Origin of the sequence: Vibrio sp. EJY3 (assembly GCF_000241385.1) — a bacterium.
In the GTDB taxonomy this organism is placed as follows: domain Bacteria; phylum Pseudomonadota; class Gammaproteobacteria; order Enterobacterales; family Vibrionaceae; genus Vibrio; species Vibrio natriegens.
On the sequence record NC_016614.1, the window covers coordinates 1 to 17,146 of the forward strand.

General features: G+C 44.7%; 16 protein-coding genes and 1 pseudogene. 12 read left to right on the top strand and 5 right to left on the bottom strand.

The window, feature by feature from the left end; genetic code table 11:
• The first annotated feature begins 1,014 nt into the window (after positions 1-1,014).
• Positions 1,015-2,985: a replication initiator protein RctB domain-containing protein gene (locus tag VEJY3_RS15875; protein WP_020335045.1), complete on the top strand. Its 1,971-nt coding sequence runs from the start codon at positions 1,015-1,017 to the stop codon at positions 2,983-2,985.
• A 290-nt stretch (positions 2,986-3,275) separates the two neighbouring features.
• Here VEJY3_RS15875 and VEJY3_RS15885 read toward each other — a convergent pair.
• From VEJY3_RS15885 to VEJY3_RS15895, 3 genes and pseudogenes are all read right to left on the bottom strand, one after another.
• Positions 3,276-3,742, bottom strand: a pseudogene (locus VEJY3_RS15885) (transcriptional regulator).
• The gene (locus tag VEJY3_RS15890) at positions 3,742-4,674 is read right to left on the bottom strand and encodes an ATP-binding cassette domain-containing protein (RefSeq protein ID WP_014233424.1); all 933 of its coding nucleotides are present in this window, start codon (positions 4,672-4,674) and stop codon (positions 3,742-3,744) included. Before VEJY3_RS15890 ends, VEJY3_RS15885 begins: the two are co-directional and overlap by 1 nt.
• 2 nt (positions 4,675-4,676) lie before the next feature.
• Positions 4,677-5,525 (bottom strand): ABC transporter ATP-binding protein, encoded by an 849-nt coding sequence (locus tag VEJY3_RS15895; RefSeq protein ID WP_014233425.1) that lies wholly within the window; start codon positions 5,523-5,525, stop codon positions 4,677-4,679.
• A gap of 362 nt (positions 5,526-5,887) precedes the next feature.
• Here VEJY3_RS15895 and VEJY3_RS15900 point away from each other — a divergent pair, with 362 nt between their 5' ends.
• The 10 genes from VEJY3_RS15900 (at position 5,888) to VEJY3_RS15945 (ending at position 14,324) form a co-directional block, all read left to right on the top strand.
• Positions 5,888-6,085 (top strand): PA3496 family putative envelope integrity protein, encoded by a 198-nt coding sequence (locus VEJY3_RS15900; protein ID WP_014233426.1) that lies wholly within the window; start codon positions 5,888-5,890, stop codon positions 6,083-6,085.
• A gap of 392 nt (positions 6,086-6,477) precedes the next feature.
• The gene (locus tag VEJY3_RS15905; protein ID WP_005374484.1) at positions 6,478-6,687 is read left to right on the top strand and encodes a DUF3283 family protein; all 210 of its coding nucleotides are present in this window, start codon (positions 6,478-6,480) and stop codon (positions 6,685-6,687) included.
• Positions 6,688-6,825: 138 nt separating this feature from the next.
• Entirely contained in the window at positions 6,826-7,542 is a 717-nt protein-coding gene (locus VEJY3_RS15910; protein ID WP_014233427.1) for a YebC/PmpR family DNA-binding transcriptional regulator, read from the top strand.
• A 219-nt stretch (positions 7,543-7,761) separates the two neighbouring features.
• On the top strand, positions 7,762-8,430 hold the full coding sequence (locus VEJY3_RS15915) for a hypothetical protein (protein WP_014233428.1): 669 nt from the start codon (positions 7,762-7,764) through the stop codon (positions 8,428-8,430).
• Between the two features lie 9 nt (positions 8,431-8,439).
• Positions 8,440-9,138 carry an ABC transporter ATP-binding protein gene (locus tag VEJY3_RS15920; protein WP_014233429.1) on the top strand — a complete coding sequence of 233 codons (699 nt, stop codon included), beginning with the start codon at positions 8,440-8,442 and terminating at the stop codon, positions 9,136-9,138.
• Positions 9,126-10,394, top strand: coding sequence for an ABC transporter permease (locus VEJY3_RS15925; RefSeq protein ID WP_014233430.1), 1,269 nt, complete (start codon positions 9,126-9,128; stop codon positions 10,392-10,394). Before VEJY3_RS15920 ends, VEJY3_RS15925 begins: the two co-directional genes overlap by 13 nt.
• Complete coding sequence (locus VEJY3_RS15930; protein ID WP_014233431.1) at positions 10,387-11,160, top strand: outer membrane lipoprotein-sorting protein; 774 nt, start codon at positions 10,387-10,389, stop codon at positions 11,158-11,160. The genes VEJY3_RS15925 and VEJY3_RS15930 overlap by 8 nt, the downstream gene beginning before the upstream one ends.
• Positions 11,161-11,179: 19 nt before the next feature.
• Complete coding sequence (locus VEJY3_RS15935) at positions 11,180-12,487, top strand: hypothetical protein (protein ID WP_014233432.1); 1,308 nt, start codon at positions 11,180-11,182, stop codon at positions 12,485-12,487.
• On the top strand, positions 12,488-13,510 hold the full coding sequence (locus VEJY3_RS15940; protein WP_014233433.1) for a sensor histidine kinase: 1,023 nt from the start codon (positions 12,488-12,490) through the stop codon (positions 13,508-13,510).
• 22 nt (positions 13,511-13,532) lie between these two features.
• A complete protein-coding gene (locus tag VEJY3_RS15945; RefSeq protein ID WP_014233434.1) occupies positions 13,533-14,324 on the top strand; it encodes a LytTR family DNA-binding domain-containing protein in 792 nt (263 codons plus the stop codon).
• A gap of 112 nt (positions 14,325-14,436) precedes the next feature.
• On the opposite strand, the gene VEJY3_RS15950 is transcribed toward VEJY3_RS15945, so the two are convergent.
• Both VEJY3_RS15950 and VEJY3_RS15955 read right to left on the bottom strand, forming a co-directional pair.
• Positions 14,437-14,931, bottom strand: a complete 495-nt coding sequence (locus tag VEJY3_RS15950) for a peptidylprolyl isomerase (RefSeq protein ID WP_014233435.1) — start codon at positions 14,929-14,931, stop codon at positions 14,437-14,439.
• 60 nt (positions 14,932-14,991) lie between these two features.
• Complete coding sequence (locus VEJY3_RS15955; protein ID WP_014233436.1) at positions 14,992-15,378, bottom strand: thiol-disulfide oxidoreductase DCC family protein; 387 nt, start codon at positions 15,376-15,378, stop codon at positions 14,992-14,994.
• A gap of 468 nt (positions 15,379-15,846) precedes the next feature.
• On the opposite strand from VEJY3_RS15955, the gene gltS reads away from it, so the two are divergent.
• Positions 15,847-17,073: a sodium/glutamate symporter gene (gltS, locus tag VEJY3_RS15960; protein ID WP_014233437.1), complete on the top strand. Its 1,227-nt coding sequence runs from the start codon at positions 15,847-15,849 to the stop codon at positions 17,071-17,073.
• Positions 17,074-17,146 lie beyond the last annotated feature (73 nt).

The window sequence follows — 17,146 nt, forward strand, 5'->3', positions numbered from 1 at the left end:
ATTGTAAATTAAAATTTATGCGGAACGATTATATTGACCGGCTAAATTACGGATTATGTAAAATCAACATGTTTACAACAAAAAATGCAGAAACGGGGACAAGATTCATTCACGGATACCTACTTGATCATGCTTCCAAAGCATTTGAGGCCATTTTTTAATAGATGGTTCGGAAAGATGATCAAGAGGGTTACTTGATCATCTTTCCGTGTTTTATCCAACTTACGAAAGCATGATCATGACAAAAGTAGGGGAGTGCATGAGTAGATGGACGTTATTCGATGCGATCAAACCATCGGAAAAATGATCAAGTGAATAGGTTTCTCGGAAGCATGCTTTTTACTCGCCATTTTACGGACGAATGCAGATATACTGGGGCATTCAGAGAATCAAGCGTAAACAAACCTCGGAACGATGAAATAAAAACATGGTATTTGATAAGTACGGCTATCATGATCATGCTTCCTAAATTTAGAACAGATATAGGATTTACACGCTTAGTACTGATATCTGATGATATTTTCAGCACATGAATAAATTACCGCCGAAATGAGACTTTAACTTGGCATTAACGCTACTCTTGATCATCGATCCGGAACCAAGGAGGCGGTAAAATCCATGGTGTTTACACCTTTGTTGATCAAGCAAACCCGCATTTCTGTGGATAACCTGTACAAATGTCATGATCATCGTTTCAAGACCATTTTGATCATCTTTTCAGAAACTTAATGATCATGCTTACGAGAGGATATGATCATGCTTTCAAGATATTGTTGATCATCGTTTCGTTATATTCATGATCATGGTTCCGAAAGGGGTTTCGACAATTCCTTTTTATAACAACAACTTAAAATGATAAAAATTGCCAGATCAATAGATCATATAATCAATTAAGATCATATAATCAAAAAGATCAGTTATTTAAAAAACAAGATTTTTTCTTTATTTATGATCTGTTTTTCTTTATTCTTCGGAACCATAGCACAACTACGGCTAGTGTGATCTGGATCTAAAATGATGGCTGATGAAAAAATTCTGATTAAAGCACCAAGAAGCCACAAAGACGGGCATCTTTTTGAAGTGCACGAATCTTCTGCAGATTGGGTAGAACAATACCAACACTTCAAAGGGGTGACCAAAAGCATCTTAGAATTGCTTAATCTGATCTCGTTGAGAGGTTTCAGCAGCAAAGATGGACTTGTATCAACTACTGAAATCGTTGAAGCAACAGATGGTCAACTGACTCGTGCTGCGTTACAACAACGATTACGAGCAGCGGTGAACATTGGTTTATTTACGCAAACTCCAGTTCGCTTTGAAGAAGGACTGGCAGGTAAAACCATGCTTCACACGTTTGTTAATCCCAATAAGCTCATTTCCGCTTTGGGTGCAACGAGCTTAGTTACTGAAAAAGTCCGCCAGAATGAAAAACAAAAACGCTCAAAAGCACTAGCTCAGACGCAAGTAAACAAACGCTTGCTGACAGAACATGGCTTAAACACGCCGCCGACGATGAAAGATGAAGCGGATCAATTCGTCGTCTCTCCAACTAATTGGGCAGGGATTATTGACCAAGCTTTGGCGCCACCACGTACTCGTAAGAGTTATCAGAAGTCGATGGTGTCGATCTCTGGTACGAAAGCGGTAATAGAAACTCGATCGTCAAAAAATATCATGACAGTCGATGATCTGATGACCTTGTTTGCGCTGTTTACCCTGACCGTGCAATACCATGATCATCACAAAGATCAGTACCATCTTGATGCTGCTCATGTACCGAATAAAACACCGCTGTATATCACCGACATCCTGTCATTGCGTGGCAAAAAGGACAGTGGACCTGCTCGTGATTCCATTCGTGACAGTATCGATAGAATCGAATTCACCGACTTCCAGTTGCATGAGCTTACAGGCCGCTGGTTAAGTGAAAACATGCCGGAAGGTTTTAAAAGTGATCGATTCCGCTTTCTAGCGCGAACGATCACCGCATCAGAAGAAGCGCCAGTTGAGGGCAGCGACGGTGAGATCCGAATCAAACCTAATTTGTACATATTGGTTTGGGAGCCGTCGTTTTACGAGGAATTGCTGACTCGTGATTACTTCTTCCTCTTTCCGCCAGAGATTCTGAAACAACATACTTTGGTGTTCCAGTTATATTCCTTTTTCCGTAGCCGCATGGTTCGTCGCCATACGGATTGCATGTTGCTTAGTGAACTGAATCAGAAGTTAGCGCGTAACATCGAGTGGCGTCGATTCTCCATGGATCTTATCCGGGAACTGAAACGATTATCTGATGGAAAAGGGACGGAAGATCTTTTTGTTGTTAACTTATGGGGCTACCACCTGACGATCGAAACCATGATCGAGAAAGGCAAAATCATGGATTACCAGATCGATATCAAGTGTGATGTTGAGGAAGTCTTGCGTTATTCACGTGCTCGTACCACAAACGCAGGAAAGCGTAACATGGCTCCTACGCTGCCAAACCCACTTCGTAATGAGATGGTATCCAAACAACAGCTAGAAGAGCTCTCAGGCATCATTGACGGCGAATTTGAGCCTATTCAGCGCAAAGCACCGTCTCCTCGTGGTAATTTAGGGCGTAGGATCAAGCAAAGAAAACATCTGGTTGAGATTAATGCAGATGAAATTACCATTACTCTATCCAAATATACCTCACCAGAGGCTCTGGAACGCAGCATAACGGCGTTATCAGCAATGACAGGGCACTCATACGCCTCGATTAAGGAAGAGTGCTCTGAGTACATTGAGAAGCTTGATTGGTTAAGAGTTGGAGATGACCCATTACCTTATGAGACTCTGAGTAAGACCGTTGAGCTGTTCAATACGCAAAATGATCTCAAACATCTTACTATTGAGCGTCTGATTGCCGGTTTAGCTGTTCGTCGCAAGGTCTGCAGACAAATTTATGATGGCCATATGGATGAGATGGTGTATCGAGCTCTTGATGAAATGGCGATTTAACATCATTCAGCTTTATGAATTGAAACCGATTAATGTGACTGATTGATTTTAAATGTAAATATATATTTCGATAATAGAAAACAGACCTAACTCTAACAAAATCATGACATAGTGTTTCGGAGTCGAGACTAAGCTTGATCTCGAATAGACAACCTTTTGTCCTTTCTGATGATTAATAGATAGGCTCATATATTGTTACATTCATTCTGAATAGACTTCGCGAGTTTCTGCTTAGGAAACTCGCTTTTTTTTGTCTCAAATTCGGGGAAAACCTTGATCATCTTTCCGGGTTAATGACGTAAACCTTGATCATGCTTCCTGTTTCATTCCAATTTAAAGATCGCATCAACGCCACATGTGACTCGATCAAGCTGTGAGCTTGTTGTTGCCACTCACTTTGATCGCACTGCTGATTACAAAACTCTAAAGCGAGCACCGTGAGATGCTGCAAACGTTTCAAACACCAGTCCTTAATCTCAATATCGGTTGATACCTGACACGCAGCTTGTTCCAATTTTGCACTTGCGTAGAGCAAGGTTTGGTAGGCTTTTTGATGGTCATGATACCTGGCGTGTTGGAATACTCGTAAACAACCGTCAAGCCAACAAGCAATCGCTTTACTTTGTCGCTCGCACAGCTTGGGCCCAAAGACCTCATCTGGTGCCTGGTATAAGATCGTTTCCAATTTACCAACTTGATCATGCTTCCGATGTTCATACCACATCGAGATCTGATCTTGCCAAGTACTCAATTCCATTACGCTGCCTCAGTCCATTGTTTTACAAAGTGATTTGGCCCTATTTGATCAAATTCGTCGACAATGATGCTGCTTCGACTACGAATCTCATCGGCGTCTACTGAATAGTTTGGTTCATTTTTCACTAAGTTACCAAAGGGGAGGTCTGGATCGGGTACAGCAGAAATCAACAGCTTAGTATAAGGGTGCTGCGGATTCTTGAGTATTGAGTGAGTATCACCCCATTCAACGATTTGCCCCTTGTACATCACTGCGGTTTCTTCTGCGATGTAGTGTGCGGTTGCCAGATCATGAGTTATATACAAAAAGCCAATGCCAAGCTCTTGCTTCATTCGCTGCATTAAATTCAAGACGCCCAAGCGAATGGATACATCAAGCATTGATGTCGGTTCATCCGCGAGAATTATCTGTGATCCAACGGCGAGAGCACGCGCTAAATTAACCCGTTGGCGCTGGCCACCACTTAGCTCGTGTGGGAACTTATTTAACGTTTCCTCTGGAAGTTCCACCAGCTTCAACAGCTCCAGCAAGCGGGCAGATATGTCACGATCAGTTTTGACTTGCTTATGAATTTTGATAGGACGCGTGAGGTGATGGCGAATAGTATGCGTTGGATTGAGTGAGCCAAAAGGATCTTGAAAGACCATTTGTACTTTACTGCGATACTCTCGGATATCAGATCGAGTCGTGATCTCATTGATGTCGGTACCATTAAACAGGATCTTGCCCTCAGTTGTCGGATAGACTTTCGTGATCAAGCGCGCACAGGTACTTTTACCGCACCCAGATTCACCGACCAAAGCCAGGGTTTTCCCGGCATAAAGATCAAAACTAACGCCTTGCAGAGCGCGAAAGGTTTCTTCTTTCTCAAGACCGCCGCCGACTTTGAACTCTTTAATCACATCTTTCATTTGGATAATAGGCTGGTTCATGATTAGGCTCCTAGTGTCTCAGGTTGTTTGTGGACGTCGTGGATATTGGGGAAAGAAGCCCAGAGCTTCTGCGTGTAGGGATGTTGAGGATGATTGCGAATGTCGTAAGCTTTGTTAACTTCAACTATTTCTCCGTGGCGCATGATGGCGATTCTGTCGCACAATTGGCTCATTAGTGCCAAGTCATGGGTGATAAAAAGTATCGAGAACCCGAATTCATCTCTAAGCTGATAAATTTGCTGCAAAATTTCTCGTTGTACAACGACATCTAAAGCTGTCGTTGGCTCGTCCATAATGATCAGTTTCGGATTAAGAGACAGGGCGATGGCAATGACCAAGCGCTGACGCATCCCGCCAGAAAATTGATGGGGGTATTCGCTTAGTCGCTGTCGAGGAATGTTGACCAAGTCCATCAACTTCTCGGCTCGATCCTTAGCTTGAGCATTGGTTAAGCCTTGATGGTGACGCAATACATCGGCAAATTGCTCTTGAATCGTTAAGACAGGGTTAAGTGAGTTCATCGCACTTTGAAAAACCATAGCGATTTCACTCCATCGTAAAGCCGTTAGCTCAGAATCCGAGAGGCTAAGGATATCTTTTCCCTCAAACAGTATTTTGCCGCCAGAAATGAATGCAGGTGGCTTATGGAGACGATTCACGGAGAACGCGATGGTGCTTTTCCCACACCCTGATTCACCAGCAAGACCAAATATTTCCCCTTTACCTATGTCAAAACTGACGGATTTCACTGCGTTAAAATCACCATTATCTGTGATGTAATCGACACACAACTCTCTGATCTGGATGACCGGATCATTGTGGTATGCATGATTTAAGTTAATACCACTCATATAAACACCTTACCAATCTAAAAGATAATTATTATCATTAGCATGTTGGGACGGTTTTTAGAAAGTGACAGATGGAGAATCGGTGAAGTGACTCGAAAGTTAAGTGAAATAAAAACAGGTTTACGGTGTACGTTAAAAATGTCTGAGAGGACTAAAATGAGAGCTGGATCAGCACACTTTTCTTAGGGGTAATCATTCAAATTTAATCCTAAATTGTTACTTTGGCAAAACTTAAATGATGAAACTATTAATGAGTTAGCGAAAGGTCGGGAGGGTTCACATTTCCCTACTGTTTTGCTTACCACACCTGATGGGGTTTGCTATAGATTACTCATCGAAAACATGGTGTGTTCGGAGGAAATATGTCCATTAATTCTATCGACCATGAAGAAATGAGTAACATCGCTCACAAATGGGAATTACCTGAAGAAGAATCCGTTGTGCAGCCTGACAAAACCGTGAAATCGGCAGAAGCCAGAAGACGCATTGAGGCACTTCGTGAAATCCGTGAAAGTGGTTTGACGATTGAAGAAGCCAAAGAACTGGGTTTGATCCACTGATTCATCTTTGTCATCAACAAACAATTCAAAGGGTAGCTCATTGCTACCCTTTTTCATTTTATGACTCATCGCACCTACTTCAATGGTTAATGTTTTTGTCAACTTTCCTAGTTGTAAAACTATAGCCGCACAATGCCAGACTTTGCTGGATACCATGCTCGCTGGCCTATGGTTATCACTCGCTGTTTTACAGTGTAAATAAGATTTTTAAGCAGGGGATAGCAGTGCCGCGCGTCGATAGAATTTTGATTCGTCGCCAAAAGCGTTGAAATTCGATGGGATAGTCACATCGGTAACTTGAAATTGATCAAGATAAGTGCGTTTCTATTCTCCAATCTATAGTCGGTATGCTATAGTGCGCGGCTAGTATTTAAAGTACCTTGAGGCTGTGAATGTCGTTTAATCTATCCCTGTTGCCGCCTGATGAAAAAAACAAAATCGAACTGGATAAGCAAGCTTCGTTTTTGGTTTGGAAACTCAGAGAGGCCAAATCTGGCCCTGAAGCAATAGAAGAGCAATTATCTAAGATTAACGATGCTGATGAAAAAGCATTTTTCCAGCAATCGGTTGAAAAGTACAAGCGAGTAATGGGCGTCGCGTAAAGCGAATCGTGGCCTTGATAGGAATCAACGCGGCGAATGAGGTAACTTCCCCCATTCCTCAGCAGAGCGAAAATTGAAAACGTTTCGCTTTTTGCTAAAATCCTTCGCATTAAATTTGAATTTAGAGAGAACATCCCGATGGGAAGAAGTTTTGAAGTGCGCAAAGCCTCTATGGCGAAAACTGCAGGCGCAAAAATTAAAGTTTATTCCAAATACGGTAAAGAAATTTACATGTGTGCGAAAAATGGCGGTGCAGACCCAGACATGAACTTGTCTCTTAAGCACCTGATCGCGAAAGCGAAAAAAGACCAAGTTCCTGCACACGTTATCGACAAAGCGATTGATAAAGCGAGTGGCGGTGGCGGTGAAGATTACGCTCCTGCGCGTTACGAAGGCTTTGGCCCAGGTGGCACAAGTGTCATCGTTGATTGTTTAACAGATAACGGCAACCGTACTTTCCAAGATGTTCGCCAGTGTTTTGTAAAAACAGGCGCGAAAATTGGTGTAGAAGGTTCGGTATCTCACATGTTCGATCACCAAGCGGTATTCCAGTTCAAAGGCGATGATGATGAAATCATTCTGGAAACGCTAATGATGGAAGATGTTGATGTCACTGACGTTGAACTAGAAGACGGTGTGATCACAGTATTTGCACCTCATACTGAGTTCTTCAAAACGAAAACAGCTTTGAACGGCGCATTCCCAGATCTAACGATTGATGTGGAAGAAATCACTTTCGTTCCTCAAACTCAAACGCCAATCGCAGGTGAAGATGCTGAGAAATTCCAGAAGTTCCTAGACCTTCTTGATGACTGTGATGATGTTCAGCAGGTTTACCATAACGCTGAGCTGTAATTCGTTCGCGAATTCGATTGAAAGGCTTCCTTCGGGAAGCCTTTTTTGATCGTGCTGGGCGAGTCTTTAATCTTTCTGATTGGGAGGCCGATACAACCATTCATCCGTGCTGAACCCCATTCACTCCGCAAAAACACCATTGGTCGCATCCCTAAGCAGGGGAGAGCACCTTTCCTTAATCTGAAACCATCAAATCAATATTAATAAAGGACAATTACTATGATGGTTTTCAATTCGTACTTCCGATCGGGATTTCAATTATTCATCGCCTTATTTCCCGTTCTCGTACTGAGCAGTAGTTTCGCATTTGCCAATCCTACGGAGTCGTTACTTCACCGATTTAATCAAGCTGAACAAGGAAATTCAGCTTTGGTCGACAGCGTTCATGACGAACTAGCGGTTCTTATCGAGCAGCACGGCGCTACGCCTTTGACTTTGGTGTACCTCGGCTGCACTCAAACTCTGCAAGGTCGCGAAGCATTTATGCCTTGGAATAAGATGAAGTTTACCGAGTCAGGTCTGGCGACGATACAAAAGGGTTTAGATTTAATGGCTACCCAGCCGATACCGGTTCAAGAGCAGCAACGATTGCAAGGCTTACCAGAATATCTGTTAGCGACTGCGATGGCGGCGACAACATACACAGCCCTTCCTGATATGTTCAATCACTTTGAGCGAGGCTATGAGCTGTTTCTTGCCTTGATCAATGATCCAAGTTTCCAGCAACAGCCTTTTTCCGCTACTGCATGGGTTTACCGTTACGCCATTGATTCTGCTTTACGCGCTGACGATCAGACACAAGCCCAAGCTTGGTTGGATGAGATGGAGCGCTTAGGTTATGACAACATTGAAACGCAAAACGCCAAGGCACTGCTCGCGAAGCGGTAAGGAGCCACTGTGATCACTTTCAATCAACTCAGTCGTGATTATGTCTTAGGAAGCCAGACGGTTCATGCACTGCGAAATGTGTCGGGAGAAGTGTTTGCCGGAGAGATGGTGGCGCTGTGTGGTCCTTCTGGTTCGGGAAAAAGCACGCTCCTTAATATTCTAGGCATGCTGGATACGCATTATCACGGGCAAGTGACCTTTAAAGGAAGCCCATACCCAACCGGACAAATACAAGCCGCTAAAATGCGCCGAGAAAAGCTCGGTTTTGTATTCCAGAAATTCAATTTAGTGCCCGTGATGACGGCTTTAGAGAACGTTGCTTATCCGCTGCATCTCAACGGTTTTTCCAAAACCGAACAAACCAGACTCGCTCACGAAATGCTCGACCTCGTGGGCCTTGGGGAGTTTGTTCACCATATGCCAGATAATTTGTCGGGAGGGCAGCAGCAGCGCGTCGCTATTGCACGAGCTTTGGTCCATAAGCCGGCATTGGTGATTGCTGATGAACCCACTGCCAGTCTGGACAGCCAAAGTGCCAATAAGGTTATCGACATCATGAAAAAACTGGGGCACGAAAGGGGCACCACTTTCATTATTGCGACTCACGATATGCGAATGGCTTCACGCTGCGATTGTACTCTTGAGCTGGTGGACGGAAACATGACTCACACGCCTCTTGGGGCTGAGGAGGTTTCATGGGCAAGTTAATCCCAGATTCAGTTCGTCTTGCGTGGCTCAACCTACAGCGTAACCGCCGCCGTAGCCTGCTTTCGATGCTGATTATCGCCATTGCTGTATTTGCCCTGACCAGTGCAGGCGGTTTCGGCTTATATACCTATGACAGTTTGAAAGAGGCAACCGCGCGCGATACCGGGCATTTAACCCTAACAACTCCTGGATACTTCACGAAAGAGGAGGAAATGCCTCTAAGCAATGGTCTAAGCCATGTTGATGCTTTTACCAAGCAACTTATCGGTATTAATCAAGTACGAGGCGTGCAGCCGCGTGTGGAGTTCAACGGGCTGGTTTCCAACGGCAGTAAGTCATCCATTTTCATCGGTATAGGTGTGAATGACCGGGAGTTCGATATGAAAGGGCCATTTTTGGATGTGAGAGCAGGGCAGACGCTGTCCAATATCCACGCTTCACGTTATGACCCAGCTGAACCGGAAGTCATGTTAGGTGTGGATCTCGCCAGCAATCTAAACGTAAACGTAGGCGACTGGATCACGCTACTGGCTACGACGACGGACGGCGCGCTCAATGCGTACGACTTTAAAGTCCGCGGCATCTATTCAACGGGCGTTCCAGAGCTGGATAAACGTCAGTTGTATGTACACATCCATAGCGCGCAGTCTTTGCTCGGTTCGGACAAAGTCAGTACCTTATCGGTTTTCTTATTCGATACCAATCTGACAGACAAGGTCAGACAAGATGTGGCAACAATTCTGTCGAATCAAAAGCAAAGCTTCGGTAATCAAGAGGTTGAAATCACCCCTTGGCAGGAAAGAGCGTTCTTTTATCTCAAAGTGAAGGGGTTGTACGACCGGATCTTCGGCATCATGGGAGCGGTAATGGCGCTGGTGGTGTTTGTCGCGCTGTTTAACACCATGACCATGTCCGTCACGGAGCGAACGCGTGAGATAGGTACGTTGTCTGCGCTGGGAAGTTATCCGCGTGAAATTATAGCCGGGTTCTTAAGAGAAGCGGGGTTGCTTGCCGTGATTGGCAGCTTGATTGGCGCGCTGCTGACCGCCGTCGTAACGGTTTTGTTGATGGTGGTAGACGTGCAGATGCCGCCACCGCCGGGACGCACAGAAGGATATCCTCTCACTATTTACTTCTCTTGGGAGCTCGTTGCGGTTGCCGGATTTGCTGTACTACTGATTTGTTTGGTTGCGGCGTTTTTCTCGGCACGAAAAGGGGTGAACAAGCCTATTACGGAGGCACTGATTTATGTTTAATTTCAAACGAACCATGCCACTGGCGGTGTTAGTAATCTGCGGCGCAGTCTCCGCAAATGTGCAAGCGCTGGATACACAGCAAGTGGTGCAATTGATCGAAAAAGCCGATGGCTACCGCTTACAGGATCAATCATCTAAAGTCGTATCGTTGGTGCGCTTGTACCAAGATCAAGAATTGGATAAGACTCGCTTGTACCATGTTTATACTCGTCCCAATCGAGAGTCACTCGTGGTGTTTAAATCGGCAGTCGAGGCTGGTCAAAAAATGCTGATGATGGGCGATAACTACTGGCTGCAAATGCCTAAAAGCCGTCGCCCGATTCGCATTACACCAATGCAAAAGTTACTGGGTGAAGCATCGATCGGAGATATATCTACACTCACCTGGAGCCAAGATTATCAGGGAGAGTGGAAAGCGACAGAAACCACCTCTTTGAGCGGCAAGAGCATTGCCACTTACCATCTTGTCCTGACCGCTAAAACTGCAGGCGCGAGCTATCAGAAAATCGATCTATGGCTGGCAAAGCAGGATGCGTTTCCAATCAAAGCTGATCTTTATCTACGTTCAGGCAAACTCGCTAAGCAAGCGTACTACCGCCGAGCAACGAAAGAGACGCGAGATTACGTCAGTGAGATGACCTTGTTGGACAGCATCCAGCCAAGCAAAAAGACGGTGATCGAGTATCAGGCGATCTTGCCATGGCAATTGGACGACAAGTTCTACAATCCCAGCTATTTGCCAAAAGCGAACACCTCGCAATTGTAGGCTGCGGTAGGGGACCAATATGCGATTTTGTACTACTTGTATCGTAAGCCTTTTGGTTGGCGTTTTCGCTTCCCCCGTATTAGCGGGTAACGAACTGAGTCTCGAATGGGATTGGGCGTTGAGCTACGAGACCGTTAAGCAACGCGATACTCATTTCATTCCAGCGCAAGGAGACTCTCGTGACTCGCTTAATGCGCTGCTTGATGTGCAAATGAACTACCAAAACATCAGTGGCTTATTTTCGTTCTATAGCCAAGGCTTGTATCTGAATCAACATGACCGAAAAGGATGGGGGAGCGAATCAGACAACCAACTCTTAATACGAGAACTTGTCTGGCAGGACGAATGGCAAATCGGTGATGCTATTCTCGATATCAGTGTGGGTAAATTACGTGTCGATTGGGGAGTGGGGTATGGCTACCGTGTCTTGGATTTGTTCAAACCCTACCGACAAAATCCAGTTGGTTTGGTGGCAGAAGAAGGGGCGGGCGTTTTTTCTGTTTCTCATTACGATTTAGCCGGTGAATGGACTTTGATTGCCACAGACTCAAGTTGGGGGCAACAAGATCAAAGTGCATTGGATCAAGCGACCGAGCAGCAAGGTGTTGGTGTACGTCGTTATATGCTGGTGGATGACACAGAATTCCAATGGATTGGTTATTACGATGATGTTCGCCGCGGCTTACTTGGCGCCAGCGTGATTACCGTTTGGGACGAATCGATTGCCATGCACAGTTCTCTTTTGTGGCAAAAACAGAGTGTCAGTTATCAAATTTCTGATCAGCTTGAACAGCCTGTGTCTGTTGATAGCCATGGCAGTGCATTTCAAGCTTTGGTTGGACTTAACTGGGCTAACCAAGCTGGGCATAACGTAATCGCAGAATATTGGTATGACAGCCGTGCCTGGTCAAAGAGCGAATGGGAGAAGGCGATAAGCCGTGGTGACTTACTCTCTTTATTCCCCTCAACTTGGTTGCTTGCGAGCAGTTACGCGCAAGGTCTTCAGCATGCCAATATTGTGCAACATAACGTGATGCTGCATTGGAGTTGGGACATAGAAGCCTGGGCTGCATGGAGTGGCGTGACGTTTATGACAGAGAATATGGGGTGGTTAAGTGACGTCACACCAACGCTGGATGTCTTGATTTCTCCACAAGACGGCGGTGCGATAGTAACTCAATGGGTGAGTTATCAATGGATTGATACTGGTGACCTAAGCGTAGAACTGGAAGCTGCTGCACGATTTTTATCTGGAGATAAGCAATCCGCGTATGCGCAGATCAATGATAAATATATGATTGTCTTTAATATAAAAGGGAAATTCTAAATGTTCTCAGGGAAGTCAATGAAAGAAGGTGGATGGCGAAGAAGTTTGGTGGAGACCTCTTTATTCTGCCTATTTATTGCTGTAATGACGCTCTTTGTATGGGGCGGCCCGTTATATATTCATTTACTGGTCAGTTTTGGCTTTGGCTACTCGGCCATTTTTTTCTCGTGGTTGATCGACAAACTCTTTCCCACCATCCCGCGTGTAATGGAAATTGCCATTTCTCTCACCGCATGTTTGCTGTTTGGGGTGGTAAATGCACAGTTTTGGCTTGGCGAATACTTCGGGATCTCTGGCATGTTGCCCATCGGTTTGATGGGATTGTTGTTCAGTGCCATGTGTTTTTTCTATTTTCACTCGCGAGAGAAGCAAGCCATCGCACAGCGTGAATTGGAAACCATCAAGCTCGAGAAAGCGGAAAAAGAGCGCGCCTTATTACTCAGTCAATTGAAACAGATGCAAAGCCAAATTGAGCCGCATTTTTTGTTTAATACGTTGGCGAACATTAGTGCGCTAATGTCACAAGACGTGGATAAAGCCAGAAAGATGCTTGATCAGCTCACCGCATTATTGCGTGCAACATTAAAAAGCTCACGTGAACAAAACACGACTATCGACAATGAAACCGCGTTGATTGAGGCGTATCTCGCGATCCAACAAATTCGCTTAGGTGATCGCTTGCGATACTCCATTGAAGTAGAGGAAGGCACTGAACAACTAGAACTGCCACCAATGATGCTACAACCGCTGGTTGAAAATGCCATTATTCACGGCATTGAACCGAAGCGAGAAGGGGGAGAAGTGAGTCTGCGGATCAAACGTGACAACCGGTTACTTGAAATTGAAGTCCGAGACTCGGGTGTCGGGCTGAATCACGTCAGTCAACATTGTGGATCGGGGATTGGGCTTAGCAACTTAAAGCTGCGAATTGATGCTCTATTTTCCGGAGAAGGGCAGGTGTTAATCAGTGAGCTTGCCGAGGGTGGTGTCAGTGTCCGTTTAAGCTGGCCAATTGAGTGGTAATCGTAAACAAGGATATGGGGAAATGAAGACTGGAATCACTGCAATTATTGCCGATGATGAGCCGTTGCTGAGGCATCATTTGGACAAAAGCCTGGCTGAAGTATGGCCAGAACTGGAAGTGGTCGCAAAAGTTGCGGACGGTGAGCAAGCTTGGAGTACCATTCAAAATAACCAACCCGACATCGCCTTTCTTGATATTCGCATGCCCGTTTTAGACGGGGTGAGTTTAGCGCGAAAAATTAATCGTATGGTGAATCCACCTTTGATTATTTTTGTTACCGCATACGACGATTACGCGATTAAAGCGTTTGAACAAAATGCGGCAGATTACCTACTCAAACCTATCTCGGATGATCGGCTGCAAACCACTTGTGAACGTGTTCAAGCGCGCCTTGCTAATCGCGTGCAAGATAACGGCAACATGCAGATGAATAGCTTGTTAGAGCAGCTTCAGCAACTGTCAGCGCCCCAAACTCCCCAATATCTGCAATGGATTAAAGCCACTCAGGGGGAAGACATTCATTTGATCGCTACCTCTGATGTGCTCTATTTCAAGGCAGAAGAGAAGTACGTCTCGGTCTATGCACAGCAAGGGCAGGGGAGGGGTGTGGAATACCTGATTCGAACATCGTTAAAAGAACTGATCCAGCAACTTAATCCTGACCAGTTTTGGCAAGTTCACCGTTCAACTGTCGTTCAGGTTTGTAAAATCAATAAAGTTAACAAAGACTTTTCAGGACGAATGCTTGTCCATATTGGTGATACGAAATTGGCGGTAAGTCGAGCCTCACAAAGTTTATTCAAAGGTATGTGACCGTGACTTTGCAAGGCGCTTTGTTCTTTACACTGTAAACTACACTCTTATTCCATTAACAGTATATCTACCAACTTTTGTGAAATTGTGGCGTATTAGTGTGCACGGAGGTTTAGTCCCTGACGGTCACTTTCTCGATAATAATCGGATCGCAAGGAACGTCATCATGACCGAGTTTAGAGGTTGTCTTCACATCTGCGATGCGATTGACAACATCCATACCGGCGGAAACTTTGCCAAATACTGCGTAGCCCCAACCGAGATTTGTCGTTGCGGTGTGGTCGAGGAAGTCGTTATCTTCCAGGTTAATGAAAAACTGTGCCGTGGCGGAATGTGGTGCATCGGTGCGAGCCATTGCAATAGTACCAATAGTATTTTTTAAGCCGCGATTTGCTTCATTTGCAATAGGTGATCGGGTGGGTTTCTCTGCCATGTCTTCAGTATGGCCACCACCTTGGATCATAAATCCCTTAATGACACGATGAAAAATCGTACCGTTATAAAAGCCGTCTTCACAGTATCTTTTAAAGTTTCTTGAGCTTACGGGGGCTTTTTCGGTATTCAGTTCAATTTCTATATCACCGAAATTGGTTGTCATAATGATCATGAGTGGTTCTCTAGTGGTGTTTGGGGCAGGCATTATAGCCCAAGCGATAACATGTTCGTATTATCTTGAGCATTGATCGGTGCCACAGCGCGATGTGCCAGTGAGCCAGTAAGAGATGCGGTATCTATTGTTGGCGAATTTTATATACAGCCAGTCGGCAACCGGTCTAATCAAGGGCCAACGTAATGGTGCATACAGCCAACCTCTACCCACCAGCTGCCAGGCTCGATAGGTGACGTCCAATCCAAGCATTAAATTACCGCAGTCGTCCAAAGCGTGGAGTATGGTATTTGCTTTGGCGGCATCGATTTGTGGGTAAGCAGAGAATGCTTCACTATAAATATCGACGATGCGGATATGTTGATGCGTATCGCGCTTTGTCAACGCTCTCATCTCTTTGGCACAAAGCGGACAGGTACCATCATAAAATATGGTGAGTTTTGCCATAGCTGCTCCTTACATTTCTGCTGAGAATACCGTTTTGAATACACTTTGTTATACGTTGTGTCAGCGATGTTGATTCTAGCTTATTTCATTTTATATTTTCGATAGAGCAATCGTGCATGATGAATAGGTTTGACTGTAAGTCATAGATTGCATGAATGTTATTGAAATAAAGACAGTTTTTGCTGATATGCTATAATCTGTCTCCGTTATAGCGAACATTTTTGTTGTTGCTTGAGAGTTTCTCTGGATTCGGCTCATTTAAATATCCATGAGTCAGAGTAAGTAAACTACTCGATAACAAGTCCCCTTTCTGCTTACATTTTAATGCGCTCTCATAGAGTCTATCGCGCATTTGCATGATCTTTAGAATATTTTTGAACACATCAGTGAGAATATTTGCTATTGGAATACGGTTAAATTAACACTCAATCATTATGGAGGATGAAGAGGACAACAATAAGAGGTGATATGAATCATATAATATCTATCGGGGCTCTGGAGTCCTTCATGGTTGCGATCAGTGTGCTATTTCTAGGGCATTTCGTGAATGCCAGATTGCCAGTTTTAAGTAAGTTCAACATACCGGAGCCGATTGTAGGCGGTCTTCTCGTAGCCTGCATTATTACGACACTTCATTTCTACGGCATCGATTTAGAGTTCGATCTTCCATTACAAAACACGTTTATGCTGATGTTTTTTTCAACCGTCGGCTTAGCGGCAAATTACACCCAATTGATGAAAGGTGGCGCTAAGGTTTTCATCTTCCTGGCTGTGGCTTCATTCTACATCATCATCCAAAATGGCGTGGGCGTCTCACTCGCAGCAGCACTGGGCTTGGACCCACTAATGGGGCTGATTGCTGGCTCTATCACGCTTTCTGGCGGACATGGAACTGGCGCGGCCTGGTCTCAAACTTTTCAGGACGTATATGGATTAAATAACGTTTTGGAAATCGCGATGGCGTCGGCCACATTTGGTTTGATCATCGGCGGTATTATCGGCAGCCCGATGGCTGAGCGTCTGGTGGATAAGCATGGTATTGAATCGGAATATGGTCGCAGCGCAAAAACGCATGAAAAATTCCCAGAATTAGTCACCTACAACGAGTATGAAGAAGACAAAGTGACCGCTAAAAAAGTGGTTGAGAAGCTGTTCTTTTTACTGATTTGTGTCACTGGCGCTAAATATTTAGAGCAATGGGTAAATACGTTTGAAATCTCATGGCTGATGATTCCTGATTTTGTGTATGCCCTGTTTATTGGCGTGATTGTGACCAACTTCCTCGAAGTGACCAAAATTCGCAAGTTGGATGCAGAAACGGTCGATATGCTCGGCACGGTGTCGCTATCCCTGTTCCTGGCGATGGCATTAATGAGTCTGAAACTGTGGAATATCTTCGATTTGGCGATTCCATTTTTGGTGATTCTGGCTGTGCAGTCTGCGGTACTGGCAATCTTTACCTACTATGTGACGTTTAAAGTCATGGGGCGTAATTACGATGCTGCCGTCATTGCTGGTGGACACTGTGGTTTTGGCTTGGGTGCCACGCCAACAGCGGTCATGAATATGGGCTCTATCGTTAACCGTTATGGTCCGTCACCTCAGGCATTTATGGTCGTGCCGATTGTGGGGGCTTTCTTTATCGATATCGTCAACTTAGTCATCCTGCAAGGATATATCTCGTTTCTTGGCTAAGAGAAAAGAGAAGTGAAAAAAAATGGTCACAACGAAAGTTGTGACCATTTTTTGTTTTTGAGTTCAGCGTTGA

Excerpts from the sequence above, each read along its gene's own strand:
- VEJY3_RS15875 (WP_020335045.1), top strand. The coding sequence starts at position 1,015 with ATGATGGCTGATGAAAAAATTCTGATTAAAGCACCAAGAAGCCACAAA.
- VEJY3_RS15890 (WP_014233424.1), bottom strand. The coding sequence starts at position 4,674 with ATGAACCAGCCTATTATCCAAATGAAAGATGTGATTAAAGAGTTCAAA.
- VEJY3_RS15895 (WP_014233425.1), bottom strand. The coding sequence starts at position 5,525 with ATGAGTGGTATTAACTTAAATCATGCATACCACAATGATCCGGTCATC.
- VEJY3_RS15900 (WP_014233426.1), top strand. The coding sequence starts at position 5,888 with ATGTCCATTAATTCTATCGACCATGAAGAAATGAGTAACATCGCTCAC.
- VEJY3_RS15905 (WP_005374484.1), top strand. The coding sequence starts at position 6,478 with ATGTCGTTTAATCTATCCCTGTTGCCGCCTGATGAAAAAAACAAAATC.
- VEJY3_RS15910 (WP_014233427.1), top strand. The coding sequence starts at position 6,826 with ATGGGAAGAAGTTTTGAAGTGCGCAAAGCCTCTATGGCGAAAACTGCA.
- VEJY3_RS15915 (WP_014233428.1), top strand. The coding sequence starts at position 7,762 with ATGATGGTTTTCAATTCGTACTTCCGATCGGGATTTCAATTATTCATC.
- VEJY3_RS15925 (WP_014233430.1), top strand. The coding sequence starts at position 9,126 with ATGGGCAAGTTAATCCCAGATTCAGTTCGTCTTGCGTGGCTCAACCTA.
- VEJY3_RS15930 (WP_014233431.1), top strand. The coding sequence starts at position 10,387 with ATGTTTAATTTCAAACGAACCATGCCACTGGCGGTGTTAGTAATCTGC.
- VEJY3_RS15935 (WP_014233432.1), top strand. The coding sequence starts at position 11,180 with ATGCGATTTTGTACTACTTGTATCGTAAGCCTTTTGGTTGGCGTTTTC.
- VEJY3_RS15940 (WP_014233433.1), top strand. The coding sequence starts at position 12,488 with ATGTTCTCAGGGAAGTCAATGAAAGAAGGTGGATGGCGAAGAAGTTTG.
- VEJY3_RS15945 (WP_014233434.1), top strand. The coding sequence starts at position 13,533 with ATGAAGACTGGAATCACTGCAATTATTGCCGATGATGAGCCGTTGCTG.
- VEJY3_RS15950 (WP_014233435.1), bottom strand. The coding sequence starts at position 14,931 with ATGATCATTATGACAACCAATTTCGGTGATATAGAAATTGAACTGAAT.
- VEJY3_RS15955 (WP_014233436.1), bottom strand. The coding sequence starts at position 15,378 with ATGGCAAAACTCACCATATTTTATGATGGTACCTGTCCGCTTTGTGCC.
- gltS (WP_014233437.1), top strand. The coding sequence starts at position 15,847 with ATGAATCATATAATATCTATCGGGGCTCTGGAGTCCTTCATGGTTGCG.